The sequence below is a fragment of the Streptomyces sp. AK010 genome, from assembly GCF_014207295.1.
Classification (GTDB): Bacteria; Actinomycetota; Actinomycetes; order Streptomycetales; family Streptomycetaceae; genus Streptomyces; species Streptomyces massasporeus.
In genome coordinates, this window is the sequence record NZ_JACHCX010000020.1 from 63,555 (window position 1) to 77,433 (window position 13,879).

Annotated in this window: 14 protein-coding genes; 8 read left to right on the top strand and 6 right to left on the bottom strand. The window is 71.6% G+C overall.

The genetic code is table 11. The annotated features are described in order from the left end of the window. Nucleotides 1-265 precede the first annotated feature (265 nt). A complete protein-coding gene (locus HDC93_RS30610) occupies nt 266-433 on the top strand; it encodes a DUF3117 domain-containing protein (protein ID WP_003966491.1) in 168 nt (55 codons plus the stop codon). 150 nt (nt 434-583) lie between these two features. Here the strand turns inward: HDC93_RS30610 and HDC93_RS30615 are convergent, their stop codons facing one another. Continuing rightward, nucleotides 584-1,282: an O-methyltransferase gene (locus HDC93_RS30615; protein WP_311774664.1), complete on the bottom strand. Its 699-nt coding sequence runs from the start codon at nt 1,280-1,282 to the stop codon at nt 584-586. A gap of 234 nt (nt 1,283-1,516) precedes the next feature. Here HDC93_RS30615 and sigE point away from each other — a divergent pair, with 234 nt between their 5' ends. The 5 genes from sigE to HDC93_RS30640 all read left to right on the top strand — a co-directional run bounded on the left by sigE (nt 1,517) and on the right by HDC93_RS30640 (nt 7,025). Beyond that, nucleotides 1,517-2,218 (top strand): RNA polymerase sigma factor SigE, encoded by a 702-nt coding sequence (sigE, locus tag HDC93_RS30620; RefSeq protein WP_033311073.1) that lies wholly within the window; start codon nt 1,517-1,519, stop codon nt 2,216-2,218. Further along, complete coding sequence (locus tag HDC93_RS30625) at nt 2,215-3,255, top strand: zf-HC2 domain-containing protein (RefSeq protein ID WP_185014088.1); 1,041 nt, start codon at nt 2,215-2,217, stop codon at nt 3,253-3,255. Before sigE ends, HDC93_RS30625 begins: the two co-directional genes overlap by 4 nt. A 133-nt stretch (nt 3,256-3,388) precedes the next feature. Continuing rightward, complete coding sequence (locus HDC93_RS30630; protein ID WP_185014089.1) at nt 3,389-5,479, top strand: S1C family serine protease; 2,091 nt, start codon at nt 3,389-3,391, stop codon at nt 5,477-5,479. Nucleotides 5,480-5,696: 217 nt separating this feature from the next. Continuing rightward, nucleotides 5,697-6,125 (top strand): sec-independent translocase, encoded by a 429-nt coding sequence (locus HDC93_RS30635; protein WP_185014090.1) that lies wholly within the window; start codon nt 5,697-5,699, stop codon nt 6,123-6,125. 228 nt (nt 6,126-6,353) lie between these two features. Further along, entirely contained in the window at nt 6,354-7,025 is a 672-nt protein-coding gene (locus HDC93_RS30640) for a hypothetical protein (RefSeq protein ID WP_185014091.1), read from the top strand. 132 nt (nt 7,026-7,157) lie between these two features. Here HDC93_RS30640 and HDC93_RS30645 read toward each other — a convergent pair whose 3' ends face one another. From HDC93_RS30645 to HDC93_RS30655, 3 genes are read right to left on the bottom strand one after another with little or no spacing between them, the layout of a single operon-like run. Continuing rightward, nucleotides 7,158-8,291 (bottom strand): Mrp/NBP35 family ATP-binding protein, encoded by a 1,134-nt coding sequence (locus tag HDC93_RS30645; protein ID WP_185014092.1) that lies wholly within the window; start codon nt 8,289-8,291, stop codon nt 7,158-7,160. 42 nt (nt 8,292-8,333) lie between these two features. Continuing rightward, nucleotides 8,334-8,921, bottom strand: a complete 588-nt coding sequence (locus HDC93_RS30650; protein WP_185014093.1) for a DUF1003 domain-containing protein — start codon at nt 8,919-8,921, stop codon at nt 8,334-8,336. Beyond that, nucleotides 8,911-10,194, bottom strand: coding sequence for a magnesium transporter MgtE N-terminal domain-containing protein (locus HDC93_RS30655; protein WP_185014094.1), 1,284 nt, complete (start codon nt 10,192-10,194; stop codon nt 8,911-8,913). Before HDC93_RS30655 ends, HDC93_RS30650 begins: the two co-directional genes overlap by 11 nt. Nucleotides 10,195-10,419: 225 nt before the next feature. Here HDC93_RS30655 and HDC93_RS30660 point away from each other — a divergent pair, with 225 nt between their 5' ends. Then, nucleotides 10,420-11,175, top strand: coding sequence for a hypothetical protein (locus HDC93_RS30660; protein ID WP_185014095.1), 756 nt, complete (start codon nt 10,420-10,422; stop codon nt 11,173-11,175). 4 nt (nt 11,176-11,179) lie between these two features. Here HDC93_RS30660 and HDC93_RS30665 read toward each other — a convergent pair whose 3' ends face one another. Together HDC93_RS30665 and HDC93_RS30670 are read right to left on the bottom strand one after the other, a co-directional pair. Beyond that, nucleotides 11,180-11,692: a hypothetical protein gene (locus tag HDC93_RS30665; protein WP_185014096.1), complete on the bottom strand. Its 513-nt coding sequence runs from the start codon at nt 11,690-11,692 to the stop codon at nt 11,180-11,182. 23 nt (nt 11,693-11,715) lie between these two features. Then, the gene (locus HDC93_RS30670) at nt 11,716-12,834 is read right to left on the bottom strand and encodes a magnesium and cobalt transport protein CorA (RefSeq protein WP_185014097.1); all 1,119 of its coding nucleotides are present in this window, start codon (nt 12,832-12,834) and stop codon (nt 11,716-11,718) included. 455 nt (nt 12,835-13,289) lie between these two features. Between HDC93_RS30670 and HDC93_RS30675 the strand changes: the two genes are divergently transcribed. Further along, complete coding sequence (locus HDC93_RS30675) at nt 13,290-13,874, top strand: suppressor of fused domain protein (RefSeq protein ID WP_185014098.1); 585 nt, start codon at nt 13,290-13,292, stop codon at nt 13,872-13,874. The last annotated feature ends 5 nt before the right edge of the window (nt 13,875-13,879 follow it).

A 13,879-nucleotide genomic window follows, 5' to 3' on the forward strand; every position in this document is an offset into this window, starting at 1 on the left:
AATTCTCGCCCGGATTCGTTCGGCGGACGTGTGTGCGGGGGCGGAGTATCGCAGTCTCATCGCCGAATTGAGTGGTTTTGCTCGCGTGCGTTGCCCAAGCGATGCCTACTGATGTTGGTCATCGGGTCCTGGGATGCGGGATAATGGCTTGGAAGCAATGTGTTCGATGCCGGTGTCGCGTGTCCTGCCACAAGGGCCGCACGTGTGCCCTTCTCAGGGGCCGTCGGCTTTGACGATGAGCTGGGTTTCAGGAAGGGGAACGAGCATGGCGGCCATGAAGCCGCGAACGGGTGATGGCCCGCTCGAGGTGACCAAGGAGGGGCGGGGCATCGTCATGCGCGTTCCGCTCGAAGGCGGCGGTCGGCTCGTCGTCGAGCTGACCCCGGACGAGGCCGACGCGCTCGGCGACGCCCTCAAGAAGGTCGTCGGCTGACGCGCAAGCGACCATACCCTTTCAGTTGCCCCGGCATCACATGTGGTGCCGGGGCGGCTGTTTTCTCCCTGACGGCACTTGCCTGCCCCGGCTCCCGCCCGGCTGACGAGCGATCCGGCTGACGCACGATCTGGCTCACGAGCGATCCGGCTAGCGTTTGACCGCGCACAGCAGCCCGTCGCCCACCGGCAGCAGGGACGGCAGCAGCTCCTGGCTCTCGCGCACCGCGCGCAGCAGCTCCCGCAGCCGCAGCACCTCGGTGGGCTGTGGTCCGGAGTCGACCGTCCGGCCGTTGGCGAAGGCGCCCTCGAAGACGACCAGCCCGCCGGTGCGCAGCAGCCGCAACGATTCGGCGAGGTAGTCCATGACCTCCAGGCGGTCACCGTCGCAGAAGACCAGGTCGTAACCGGCGTCCGCGAGGCGCGGCAGCACGTCCAGGGCGCGGCCCGGGATGAAGCGGGCCCGGTTGCTGGCGAAGCCGGAGGCGCGGAAGGCCTGCCGGGCGAACTGCTGGTGCTCGGGCTCGGGGTCCACGGTCGTCAGGACGCCGTCGGGCCGCATACCGTGCAGGAGGTGGATCCCGGAGACGCCGCAGCCGGTGCCGATCTCCGCGACGGCCTTCGCGTCGACCGACGCGGCCAGCAACCGCAGCGCGGCGCCCGTGCCGGGCGTCACCGAGCGCAGCCCTGCCTCACGGGCGCGGTCCCGGGCCCAGTGCAGCGCTTCGTCCTCGGCGACATAGGCGTCGGCGAACGCCCAGCTCGTCTGCCGGTTGCCGGTAATGACCCTCTCCTGTCCCCGTGAATGCCTGGGCGTGACTGTATCCGTTGGGCACGGGAACCCGCAGATGGGACCGGTCGTTTGAAGGGATGAGCAAGTGGCGCGGGTCGGGACGGGGGGCGGGCGGTGGATCAGATCGGCGAGCAAGTGCCGACGCAGCAGTACGAGGGGTATCCACCCACATCAAATTCTCGTAAAACCGCTTATCCGGTCCTAACGGGCGAGGTGGCTATGGTAGGGGCTCCACTGGACACCACCAGAGCTGACAGGGGAGGTGCGGCTGCGCCTGTGGATCGCGGAGGAGTGCTCCGGCGCTTCCTCGGATCGGCGGGCAGGCCGACATCCGTGAACGACACCGCTGCTGACCACAGTCACGCCGCTGACTTCGCCCAGACCGCGACCTTCACCACCGACGCGGACGGGCAGGCGTGGACTCCGCCCACGTGGGAGGAGATCGTCAGCACGCACAGCGGCCGGGTCTACCGGCTCGCCTACCGCCTGACCGGCAACCAGCACGACGCGGAGGACCTCACGCAGGAGGTCTTCGTCCGCGTCTTCCGCTCCCTGTCGACCTACACACCGGGCACCTTCGAGGGCTGGCTGCACCGCATCACCACGAACCTGTTCCTGGACATGGTCCGCCGCAAGCAGCGCATCCGCTTCGACGCGCTCGGCGAGGACGCGGCCGAGCGCCTGCCCAGCAAGGAGCCCACGCCGCAGCAGGTCTTCAACGACGCTCACTTCGACGCGGACGTCCAGCAGGCCCTCGACACCCTCGCCCCCGAGTTCCGCGCCGCGGTCGTCCTGTGCGACATCGAAGGGCTGTCGTACGAGGAGATCGCCGCGACGCTCGGCGTCAAGCTCGGCACGGTCCGCTCGCGGATCCACCGTGGGCGCTCGCAGCTGCGCAAGGCCCTCGCGCACCGCTCCCCGGAGGCGCGTGCCGAGCGGCGCTCGTTCGTGCCCCGTGTTCCCGCCCTGGGAGGAGGGGGCGCGAGCGCGTGAGCGGATCTCGGCCGAAAGCCTCCGAGGGGCACCTCGCAGAGCAGCATCTGGGAGACCGACTCTCCGCCCTGGTGGACGGAGAGCTCGGTCATGACGCGCGTGAGCGCGTACTGGCGCACGTGGCCACCTGCCCGAAGTGCAAGGCGGAAGTGGACGCACAGCGCCGGCTGAAGAACGTCTTCGCGGAGGCGGCCCCGCCGCCCCCGTCCGAGAGTTTCCTGGCCCGCCTGCAGGGACTACCCGCGGGCGGCGGCCTGGACGGTGATGCCACACCGCCGGGCGGAGGAGGGCTGCCCGGAGGCCTGTCCGGACGGTTCGGATCGTCCGGCGCCTTCGGCGTGAAGCGCGGTGAGCGGTTCGACTTCGGATACGCCCCGTCCCGGCCGCACCTGCCCGTGCTGCCCGCCTCCCCGGGAGACCGGAGCCTCCCCTCCGACTCCGGCGGTCTGCCCTCCGGCCACCGCGGCCTCCCCTCGGGCAGGGGTTTCCGCATCCACGACGTCGGCCGGCCCGACGGCGACCGGTCCTCCTCGCGGCTCCGGTTCGCGTTCGCGGCCGCCGGTGCCGTCTCCCTGGCGGCGATCGCGCTGGGCGGCGTCACCACGGTCACCCCGACCGACACGGAAGCCCGAGGCGGCCAGGGCACGGGGAGCAACGTGACACCGATGCGCACCCAGGGCAGCGGCGCCGCGACCGCGCCCGAATCCCAGCGCCGCCGCACGGCCCCGCTGCTCGGGCAGGTGCACGGCCAGAGCATGCTCGGCCACGCCCCGGTCGCCCCGACCGAGGTGTCCGCCCCGCTGCTGCCCGGGGTGCCGTCCGCCACCCGGCACCAGGCGCTGCACGCGCTGACCGCCCCGGTGATGGCCGGTGCCGCGGTCATGTCCCCGCTGATACGACCGCTCGAAGCGGCGACACCGGCCGCCCTGACCTCGTGGTCGTCGGTCCCCGAGATGGCGGCCCCCCTGTTCGCCGTGCCCCCGCCCGACCCGACCTCGTCCCCCTCTTCCTCCGCCTCCTCGCGCACGGCTCACTGACCGGCCTCTGCGCGGCGGCCCGCGAACCTGATTGAATCCGGGGGTTGTCGCCCGCCGCCGAGGTGCGTGGCCGGGCGCCGATTCGACGAACTGCGGCCACCGCGACGAGCCGTGCCGCGGCTGTGGGGAGAGCATGAACGAGGGGAAGCCCACGAAGGCGAAGTGGTGGAGCCGTCCACGGCCGCAGGACCCCTCGGGGGACCCGGACGGTAGGGGCGGGGAGCAGGAGCCGGTGACGGCCCCGGCGGACCCGACCGACGGTGACGGTGACTTCGAGCTGGCCCGTCCTACGGCTCGGACCGACGAGGACGGCGACTACGAGCTGAGGCGTCCCGAGGCGGTGCCTGCCGCCGCCTCGAGCGCCTCCGGCGAGGCACCTGCGGAGGCCGCCGCCTCGGTCCCCGCCGCCCGGGAGGCCGAACAGGACGTCGCCTCCGCCGCGCCTTCCGCCTCACCCGCCGCGCCGGCCGAGGGAGCTCCGAAGCCGCTGCACGACCCCGACCCGTACAGCACCCCGCCCTACGGCGAACCCGGCCCCTGGGCACCGGCCCCGCCCGTCCAGCACCCGGCGACCGCGGCGACTCCGACGACTCCGGTGCAGGGCGGGGGGATACCGGGGCAACCGACCATGCCGGGCACCCCGGCCCTGTCGGGTACCCCGGCTGTGCCGGGCACTCCGGCCGTGCCGGGCACCCCGGCCCTGTCGGGTACCCCGGCCGTGCCGGGCACTCCGGCCGTGCCGGGTACCCCGGCTGTGTCGGGCACTTCGGCTGTGTCGGGCACTTCGGCTGTGTCGGGCACCCCGGCTGTGCCGGGCACCCCGGCCGTGCCGGGCACCCCGGCCGTGCCGGGCACCCCGGCCGTGCCGGGCACCCCGGCCGTGCCGGGCACCCCGGCCGTACCGGCCGGGTTGGCCGGTACGGCCGGCGCCCCGGGCGCATCAGGCGCCCCCGCGCCCCTGCCGGCCGCTCCGGTCTACGCCGAACCTCCGGCACCCGCCCCTGCCCCCGACCCCTGGCAGCGCTACGACCCCTGGGCGGCTCCCGCCGCCGCAGGGGGACACGGCCCTCTCCAGCAGAACGGCGCCGCCGTGCTCAGCGCGGAGCAGCGGCGCAAGCGCGGCAAGAAGTCCCTGGTGCTCGGAGCCGTGCTGCTCGCGCTCGTGTCCGGGGGCTTCGGCGGCGTCGTGGGGACGTATCTGGAGCGGAACGGGGGTGTGGGGACGGTCGAGCTGCCGCAGGCCGGGAAGGAGGCCGCCGCGCGGGACGCGGACAGTGTGGCCGGGATCGCCGGGCGGGCCCTGCCCAGCGTGGTCACCCTGCATGTCAGCGGCTCCGGCGAGCAGGGCACGGGCACCGGCTTCGTGCTCGACACCCGCGGGCACATCCTCACCAACAACCACGTGGTGCAGCCCGGCGGCTCGGGCGGCGAGATCACCGTGACCTTCAACGGCGGGCAGACCGCCCAGGCCGAGGTCGTCGGCAGGGACAGCGGCTACGACCTCGCCGTCGTGAAGGTGAAGGGTGTCGGCGGACTCACCCCGCTGCCCCTCGGCAACTCGGACAACGTGCAGGTCGGCGACCCGGTCGTGGCCATCGGCGCCCCCTTCGACCTGGCCGGTACGGTCACCTCCGGCATCATCAGCGCCAAGCAGCGGCCCATCACCGCCGGCGGCGAGAAGGGCGACGGCAGCGACGTGTCGTACGTCGACGCGCTGCAGACCGACGCGCCCATCAACCCCGGCAACTCCGGCGGGCCGCTGCTCGACGCCCGGGCCCGGGTCATCGGCATCAACTCGGCCATCCGCTCGGCGGACAGCGGCTCCACGCAGGACGGCAGCCGGTCCGGTTCGATAGGCCTCGGCTTCGCCATACCCATCAACCAGGGCAAACGCGTCGCGGAAGAGCTGATCAACACGGGGAAGGCGACCCACCCGGTCATCGGCATCACCCTGGACATGGACTACTCGGGCGACGGCGCGCGCGTCGCGACCGAGGGCGGCGACGGGGGCGGAGCTCCGGTCGCCCCGGGCGGCCCGGGCGCCGAGGCCGGGATCAAGTCGGGTGACGTCATCACGGAGGTCGACGGCCAACGGGTCCACTCCGGCGAGGAACTGATCGTCAAGACCCGGGCGCACCGCCCCGGCGACCGGCTGGAGCTGACCGTCGAGCGCGGCGGCAAGGAGCGGAAGGTCTCGCTCGTCCTCGGATCGTCCGGTGGCTGACACATGACGCCCGGGACTCGCCAACACGCCTCAACAGGCCCCACAAGGGGCCAACAAGGCAAACAATCGGGAAAGCGCTCCCACCTCCCGCACTCGGAGGTCCCGGGACAGTACCGGTCGGACGGGATCGCCGGGTACCGTGGATCCGGCCCGGACCACGGCGAGACCCGCACCGACCACGAGGGCCGAGGACCGAGGACATCGCTAGGAGCTTCAGGTGTTCAATGACATAGGACCACTCGAGCTGGTGACGCTCATCGTCCTCGCCGTGCTCGTCTTCGGTCCGGACAAGCTCCCCAAGGTCATCCAGGACGTGACCCGCACGATCCGGAAGATCCGTGAGTTCTCGGAGAGCGCCAAGAACGACATCCGGGAGGAACTCGGCCCGGAGTTCAAGGACTTCGAGTTCGAGGACCTCAATCCCAAGACGTTCATCCGCAAGCAGCTGGACAACGAGGACCTGGGGCTCAAGGAGATCCGCAACGGCTTCGACCTGAAGAAGGAGATGGCCGAGGTCACCGACGCCGTCCACAGCCGTGACTCCGACACGTCCGCCGGTTCGTCCGGTGGCCGCATCGACATGACGAAGAAGCCGGAGACGCCCGGCCCGGACGACCGGCCGCCCTTCGACGCGGACGCCACCTGAGCGACACGCCCAGGGGCGTAGGCCCCCGCGCGCGTGACGCGTTTCATACTCCGGTCGGGGCTGTGTACGGCCTGATCCGGGCGCCCGTGCGGCCCACGCGCCGGGCGGTTTCCCTGCTGCTCGCAGCGGTGTGGCTATGCTGCCGAGTTGTTGTGCGGGCCGTGACGAGTACGCCCGATGGGGGGCGGGCCGTTCCGGTCCGACTAGAGCGAGGAGGCGTCCGGGCACATGGAGACGACGAGTCGGGCAGTCGCGCAGACGCCGGCCGCGGAGGGTGGACGACAGGTCCCCTCCGCCCGGCGTACGGTCGACGGCTACCTGCGTGCGCCCTTCCCGTGGTACGGCCTCGACGAGGCCTTCACGGGACCGCGCTGGCTGATGCAGGTCGGCACGACGGCCGACGGGGCCGTGGAACACGGGTCGATCGGGCACGGGGACGAACCCACGGTGCGCAACGAGCACGCGGCCGGGGGCGATCAGGATTCCAAGGAGAAGTTCGCGGTCGTCGTGACCGTGGCGGCGAACCCCTCACGGCGCACGGCGGACGGAACGGGGCTGCTGGAGGCCACGTCGGTGTCCTCGGCGGCGTGGCTCGCGGGGGTGGGGCTGCTGTCCTTCACCTGGCCCGGGCAGATGGACCACACGCTGCGGGACGACTGGCTGGAGCAGCAGACCGAGACGGCGTGGGTGCTGGCGGACGACCTGGAAGGGGACGACTGGTCGACGCTGTCGCTTCCCGTGGACGGGGTGCCGACGGCGTTCCACTACCGGGAGTCCGAGTTCGGGTGGGTGCTGGCCGGGTCGACCTCGTCGGGGGTCCACGTCGGGGCGTACGGCAGGGGCATGAGCGCGTACGGGCTCGGCTTCGCCGTGGTGAAGGACATCGCCTCATACGCGTGATGGCGGGGCGCCGTGAGTTTCGGCGCCCCTTCGCCGTAGGGGGCAGGGTTCGCGGGCGACCGCGGGTGCGCTGTGGTTGTTCGCGCGGTTCCCCGCGCCCCTTCGGGGACCCTGCCCTCAGGGACGTCAGGGCTAGAACTTGTTCCTCGGGGTGATCCCCAGGGACAGACCCGACAGGCCCCGCTGTCGTCCTCCGAGCTTGCCCGCGATCGCGCGCAGGGCCGAGCCCGCCGGGGAGTCCGGGTCGGTCAGGACGACCGGCTTGCCGTCGTCGCCGCCCTCGCGCAGGCGGACGTCGATGGGGATGCTGCCGAGGACCGGGACGTTCGCGCCGGTCGTGCGGGTGAGGCCGTCGGCGACCGTCTGACCGCCGCCCGTGCCGAAGACGTCGACCATCTCGTCGCAGTGCGGGCAGGGCAGGCCGGACATGTTCTCGACCACGCCGACGATCTTCTGGTGGGTCTGGACGGCGATGGAGCCCGCGCGCTCGGCGACCTCGGCCGCCGCCTGCTGCGGGGTCGTCACGACCAGGATCTCGGCGTTCGGAACCAGCTGGGCCACGGAGATCGCGATGTCGCCGGTGCCGGGCGGCAGGTCCAGCAGCAGCACGTCCAGGTCGCCCCAGTAGACGTCCGCGAGGAACTGCTGCAGGGCGCGGTGGAGCATCGGGCCGCGCCAGACGACCGGGGCGTTGCCCGGGGTGAACATGCCGATCGAGATGACCTTCACGCCGTTCGCCGACGGCGGCATGATCATGTTCTCGACCTGGGTGGGACGGCCGTCGGCGCCCAGCATGCGCGGCACGGAATGGCCGTAGATGTCGGCGTCGACGACACCGACCTTGAGGCCGTCGGCCGCCATCGCGGCCGCCAGGTTGACCGTCACCGAGGACTTGCCGACGCCGCCCTTGCCGGAGGCGACCGCGTAGACGCGGGTGAGGCTGCCGGGCTTGGCGAAGGGGACCTCGCGCTCGGTCTGGCCGCCGCGCAGGGCGGACGCCAGCTCCTTGCGCTGCTCGTCGCTCATCACGTCGAGCGTGACGTCGACGCCGGTGACGCCCTCGACCGCGGAGACCGCGTCGGTCACGCGCTGCGTGATCGTCTCCCGCATCGGGCAGCCCGAGACCGTGAGGTACACGGTGACCGCGACCGCCCCGTCCGCGCCGATCTCCACCGACTTGACCATCCCGAGCTCGGTGATGGGCTTGTGGATCTCGGGGTCGTTCACCGTCGCCAGTGCCTCGCGCACCGCGTCTTCCGTAGCCATAGGACGATGGTACGGCGCTGTACCGGTGCGTAGGAAAGCGTCTCAGCGGTCGTCTGCGTCACGTCCCCGTGACCGTTCCGCCGGGAATACGACGGGGTCGTGCCGGTGGCCGTCCATCTCCTTGACCATGTCCTGCAGCTCGGAGCGGATCCAGTCGCGGGTGGCGACCTCGCCCAGGCCGATGCGCAGGGCGGCGATCTCGCGGGTCAGGTACTCGGTGTCCGCGATCGACCGCTCGTTCTGCTTGCGGTCCTGCTCCAGGTTGACCCGGTCGCGGTCGTCCTGCCGGTTCTGCGCGAGCAGGATCAGCGGGGCGGCGTAGGAGGCCTGCAGGGACAGCATCAGGGTCAGGAAGATGAACGGGTACTCGTCGAAGCGCAGGCCTGGCGGCGCGAAGATGTTCCACACCACCCACAGGATGATGACGACCGTCATCCAGACGATGAACCGCCCGGTGCCCAGGAAGCGCGCGATGCGCTCCGACAGCCGCCCGAAGGCCTCCGGGTCGTACTCGGGCAGGAACCGGCGCCGGCGCGGCAGCGGCTGGTCGAGGCGGGTGGTGCGGGGCCGGGAGGCGGCCGTGGCGCCCGTAGGGGTGCGCTCGCGCAGGCTCTCGCGCTCAGGAGCCATCGGTGGCCACCTCCTCGTCCAGGTGGAACTCCGTCTCCCGCCAGTCCTCCGGGAGCATGTGGTCGAGCACGTCGTCCACGGTCACCGCGCCCAGCAGCGCGCCGGCCTCGTCGACGACGGGCGCCGCGACCATGTCGTACGTGGCGAAGAACCCGGCGATGGCCGGCAGCTCCGCCTCGGGGTCGAGCGGCTGCAGATCGCTGTCCAGGATGGAGCTGACCAGGGACGGCGGTGGTTCGCGCAGCAGGCGCTGGAAGTGGACCGTGCCCAGGTACTTGCCGGTCGGTGTGTCGTCCGGGGGCCGGCAGACGTAGACCTGGGCGGCCAGGGCGGGGGAGAGGTCGGCGTTGCGGACGCGGGCGAGGGCGTCGGCGACGGTGGCGTCCGGGCGCAGCACGATCGGCTCGGTGGTCATCAGACCGCCCGCCGTGCGGTCCTCGTACGACATCAGGCGGCGCATGTCCGCCGCGTCGCCGGGCTGCATCAGGCTCAGCAGCCGCTCCTGATCGTCCGTGGGCAGCTCGCCCAGCAGGTCGGCCGCGTCGTCCGGGTCCATGGCCTCCAGGACGTCGGCGGCGCGCTCCTCCTTCAGCTTGCCGAGGATCTCGATCTGGTCGTCCTCCGGCAGCTCCTCCAGCACATCGGCGAGCCGGTCGTCGTCGAGGGCGGCGGCGACCTCGGCCCGGCGCTTGGAGGAGAGGTGGTGCAGGACGTTGGCCAGGTCGGCGGGGCGCAGCTGCTCGAAGGTGGCGAGCAGGCTCTCGGCGCCCTGCCCCTGCTCCTCCAGGGAGAACCCGGTGACGGCGGTCCACTCGACGGTCAGCGCCTCGCCCTTGGCGCGCCGGAAGGCACCGCCCTTCCTGCCCTTGCGGACGAAGACCCGGTCGATCTCCCACTCCCGGCGGGCCGGCAGCTGATGCACCGACAGGTCGAGCACGGTGACGTCCTCACCGGTCTCGGTGAGCGTCACACGCCGGTCCAGCAGCTCCCCGAAGACCAGCCGCTCGGTGGGCCGCTGCTCGAAGCGGCGGACATTGAGCACGCCGGTGGTGATGATCTGGCCGGACTGGATGGCGGTGACCCGGGTCATCGGCAGGAAGATACGCCGGCGGGTGGCGAGTTCGACGACGAGGCCGAGCAGCCTCGGGGGCCGCTGCCCCACCCGCAGCATGACGACCAGATCGCGCACCCGCCCCACCTGGTCGCCGGCTGGGTCGAAGACGGCGACACCTTGGAGGTGCGATACGAAGATCCGGGGGGCGCCCGCTGCCATGGCCGCGGCTCCTTTTCGTGCGGGGTGGTTCGTGGTGGCTGTGTGAGTGGCCTTCTCTGTGTCTGTGTCTTCCGAATTGCCCGCTCGGGTGGGCTTCAGGCTAGCCCGTCCCGATCGGTGACGCGTCGGCGGGCGGTCCGGACGGACTGGCTCCGATCTGCCCGTACGACCCCGGTACCCTGCGGTACGCCGTTCAGGTCTCCCGTCAGAGAGGCAGCCCCACCTGTGACTCCGATTCGCCAGAACCGTGGCCGCGGCGCCGCACTCGCCGGCGCGATGTGCGCGCTGCTCGTGACGGGAACGGTGCTCACCGGCTGCGCGGAGGATCCGAACGAGGGCACCAACGGGGTCGGCAGACTCCCCGCCGCCAAGATCCAGGGCAAGACCCGGTCGGCCGCCGAATCCGCCGGGGCGGTCCGGATGCACGGCAACGTCGTCAGCGGCGGGCGGACCTACGCGCTCGACGTGCGGCTGAAGGACGACGGCGGCGACGGCTCGGTCACCTCCGAGGGCGCGACCTTCAAGCTGCTGCGCATCGGCGAGCAGCTCTACGTCAAGGCGGACGCCGAGTTCTGGACTCACGGCGACGGCAAGGGCGGAAGCGGCACGGGGGACGCGGCGGCGGCCTCCAAGCTCGGCGGCAAGTACGTGAAGGTGCCGCAGGGCGACCCCTCGTACAAGAAGTTCAGCGGGTTCACGGACAAGGGACTCCTCCTCGACAGTCTGCTGACCCTGCACGGGACGCTCGCGACGGACGGCCACGACGAGGAGGCGGGCGTCCGCACCATCCGCGTCACCGGTGACAAGGGCTCCGGCGGCACCCTGGAGGTCTCCCTGGAGGGCAAGCCGTACCCGCTGCGCCTGGAGCGGGCCGGCGGGGCCGGCACCCTCACGTTCTCCGGCTGGGGCGAGGACTTCTCCCTCAGGGAGCCGGAGAGGAACGAGACGGTGGACTACGGCAAGCAGCTCCCGGCGTCGTAGGCCGTCAGCCCCGTTTGCGCTTCTTCAGCAGCAGGCGGGGCAGACCCGCCGGGACCGGTCGGCGGGTGAGTGCCGGGGAGGGCAGGGGCGGCTCGGACAGGGAGTCGTCGGGCAGCGGCGTCGTCACCCCGGTCGGCTCCAGGCGCAGCACGCGGCACTCGCGGGCCCAGCGCCCGGGCATGGCCTCGCCGTCGGGCGCGTTCAGCCGTTTGCCCTTGAGCTCGGCGACCGCCGCGTCCCACGCCTCGGAACCCGGCGCGAGCTCGGCGACCCGCGCCGTCCAGGTGACCAGCCGGCCGCCCTTGTCCTTGCTGCGGACCGTCACCTTCGCCTCGGCGCCGTCGGCCAGCCCCGGCAGCGGCTGCTCGCCCGGCCCGTCGCCGACCAGGCACGCGGCACCCTCGTGCCACACGTGCCACAGCGCACGCGCCGGGCCGTCGGGGCCCTGGACCCAGACGAGGCCGGACTTCTTCGTGGCCTCCTCGACGAGGGCCTGGTCGAGCAGCTCGCTTGTCATGGGGCTCAGCCTAACCAGGCTGCTCACAGCCAGCCGTTCCGCTTCAGGGTGCGGTGGATGCCGAGACAGACGGCGACCGTGAAGCCCAGGATCACCGGGTAGCCGTACCGCCAGTGCAGCTCGGGCATGTGGTCGAAGTTCATGCCGTACACGCCGCACACCATCGTCGGCACGGCGATGATCGCGGCCCAGGAGGTGATCTTCCGCATGTCCTCGTTCTGGGCGACCGACGCCTGCGCGAGGTTGGCCTGGAGGATGGAGTTGAGCAGCTCGTCGAAGCCGAGGACCTGCTCCTGGACGCGGGCCAGGTGGTCGGCGACGTCCCGGAAGTACTTCTGGATGTCGGGGTCGATCAGCCGCATCGGCCGCTCGCTCAGGAGCTGCATGGGCCGCAGCAGGGGCGACACGGCCCGCTTGAACTCCAGCACCTCGCGCTTGAGTTGGTAGATCCGGCCGGCGTCCGAACCCCGCGGCGAGCCCTTGCGCCCCGGGGAGAACACCTCGGTCTCCACCTCGTCGATGTCGTCCTGCACCGCGTCGGCGACGGCGATGTACCCGTCGACGACGTGGTCCGCGATGGCGTGCAGCACGGCCGAGGGGCCCTTGGCGAGCAGCTCGGGGTCGTCCTGGAGGCGGTGCCTGAGGGCGCGCAGGGAGCCCTGCCCGCCGTGCCGGACGGTGATGAAGAAGTCCCGTCCGGTGAAGCACATGACCTCGCCGGACTCGACGACCTCGCTGTTGGCGTCGAGCTGGTCGTGCTCGACGTAGTGGATGGTCTTGAAGACCGTGAAGAGGGAGTCGTCGTAGCGCTCCAGCTTGGGCCGCTGGTGGGCCTGGACGGCGTCCTCCACGGCCAGCGGGTGCAGCCCGAACTCACTGGCGATGCCGGAGAATTCGGCCTCCGTGGGCTCGTGCAGGCCGATCCACACGAACCCCCCGTCGCGGCGCACCAGGCGCACCGCCTCGTGCGGGGTCAGAGCGGTCTCGGTCTCGATGCGGCGGCCGTCCCGGTAGACGGCGCAGTCGACGACGGCCGAGGCGGCCGCGGGGCTGCGGGTGGCGTCGTACGTCCCGCCGTCCTTGCGCAGCGACACACGGGACGGACGGACGACTGCTGCGCGCAGGTCGCGGATCATCGACATGGCGGGCTCCTTCGCGGGCGTGCAACGAACGGCGCCGGCGACGGGTGGAACCACCCGGAATGAGGACGTAGTGACTACGGATGTTTGGCACGTCCACAAAGCGGGGAGCACCGCACCGTCGCGGTGGCCGGTTTCGTTACTGATTCAGCTACTGAGGCAGATCAGGCAAAGCGAAACGAAGCGCTCTTCCGCGGTGAAGCGAGTGCGAGAGGTGGCAGCCAGAGACAGAAGCAGCTACATCGGCGGCGTGAAGAGCGTGGTGCTACTGCACGGTCGACTTCGATCCATTGCAGCCCCACCTCCTCCGGCCGGTCCCTCGTAAGGGAGTTCCTTCGGCGTCGGGGCTTGATCGCGACGCTTCTGCGTGCTGCCCCGAACCACCGGGCAAGAGTAGCAGCCGACGCAACTGTCAAGGTGCTGCTTTGCCCGCTACTGGCGAGTTCTATGCTCGCCGCATGGCAGATGTTCTTCCTCTGGTCGAAGCCCGGTTGCGCACCGCACTGGGCGAACCGGACGCGCGCGCGGCGGTCACCTTCCTCGGCACGGACCGCATCGAGGTGCTGCGCTTCCAGGAGGGCGGCATCGCCCGCTACGCCTCGCTCGGCATGTCCGCGCACCCCATGACGGACCCCACGTCGGTGGTCGCCGACCCGGTCAGGGGCCCGCGCGCCGAGCTGGTCCTCTCGGTCCGTTCCGGGATCGCCGACACCGACAAGGTGCTCCGGCCGCTCGCCGTGCTCGCCGCGTCTCCGCAGGTGGAGGGCCTGGTCGTGGCTCCCGGCGCCTCCCTCGACGTCAGTGAGCCGCTGTGGCCCGGCGCCCCGTTCACCTCGGTCCTGGTCGCCGAGCCGGGCGGCCTGGTGGAGGACCTGGAGCTCGACGAGTCCCTCGACCCGGTGCGCTTCCTGCCGCTGCTGCCGATGACTCCGAACGAGGCCGCCTGGAAGCGGGTGCACGGCGCGCAGGCGCTTCAGGAGCGGTGGCTGAACCAGGGGACGGACCTCCGGGATCCGTCCCGGAAGTCCGTCCCGCTGGAGTGAGCAAG

What these genes read in the sequence shown, in the direction of transcription:
- HDC93_RS30610 (WP_003966491.1), top strand. Translation starts at nt 266, where the DNA reads ATGGCGGCCATGAAGCCGCGAACGGGTGATGGCCCGCTCGAGGTGACC.
- HDC93_RS30630 (WP_185014089.1), top strand. Translation starts at nt 3,389, where the DNA reads ATGAACGAGGGGAAGCCCACGAAGGCGAAGTGGTGGAGCCGTCCACGG.
- HDC93_RS30640 (WP_185014091.1), top strand. Translation starts at nt 6,354, where the DNA reads ATGGAGACGACGAGTCGGGCAGTCGCGCAGACGCCGGCCGCGGAGGGT.
- HDC93_RS30645 (WP_185014092.1), bottom strand. Translation starts at nt 8,291, where the DNA reads ATGGCTACGGAAGACGCGGTGCGCGAGGCACTGGCGACGGTGAACGAC.
- HDC93_RS30650 (WP_185014093.1), bottom strand. Translation starts at nt 8,921, where the DNA reads ATGGCTCCTGAGCGCGAGAGCCTGCGCGAGCGCACCCCTACGGGCGCC.
- HDC93_RS30655 (WP_185014094.1), bottom strand. Translation starts at nt 10,194, where the DNA reads ATGGCAGCGGGCGCCCCCCGGATCTTCGTATCGCACCTCCAAGGTGTC.
- HDC93_RS30665 (WP_185014096.1), bottom strand. Translation starts at nt 11,692, where the DNA reads ATGACAAGCGAGCTGCTCGACCAGGCCCTCGTCGAGGAGGCCACGAAG.
- HDC93_RS30670 (WP_185014097.1), bottom strand. Translation starts at nt 12,834, where the DNA reads ATGTCGATGATCCGCGACCTGCGCGCAGCAGTCGTCCGTCCGTCCCGT.
- HDC93_RS30675 (WP_185014098.1), top strand. Translation starts at nt 13,290, where the DNA reads ATGGCAGATGTTCTTCCTCTGGTCGAAGCCCGGTTGCGCACCGCACTG.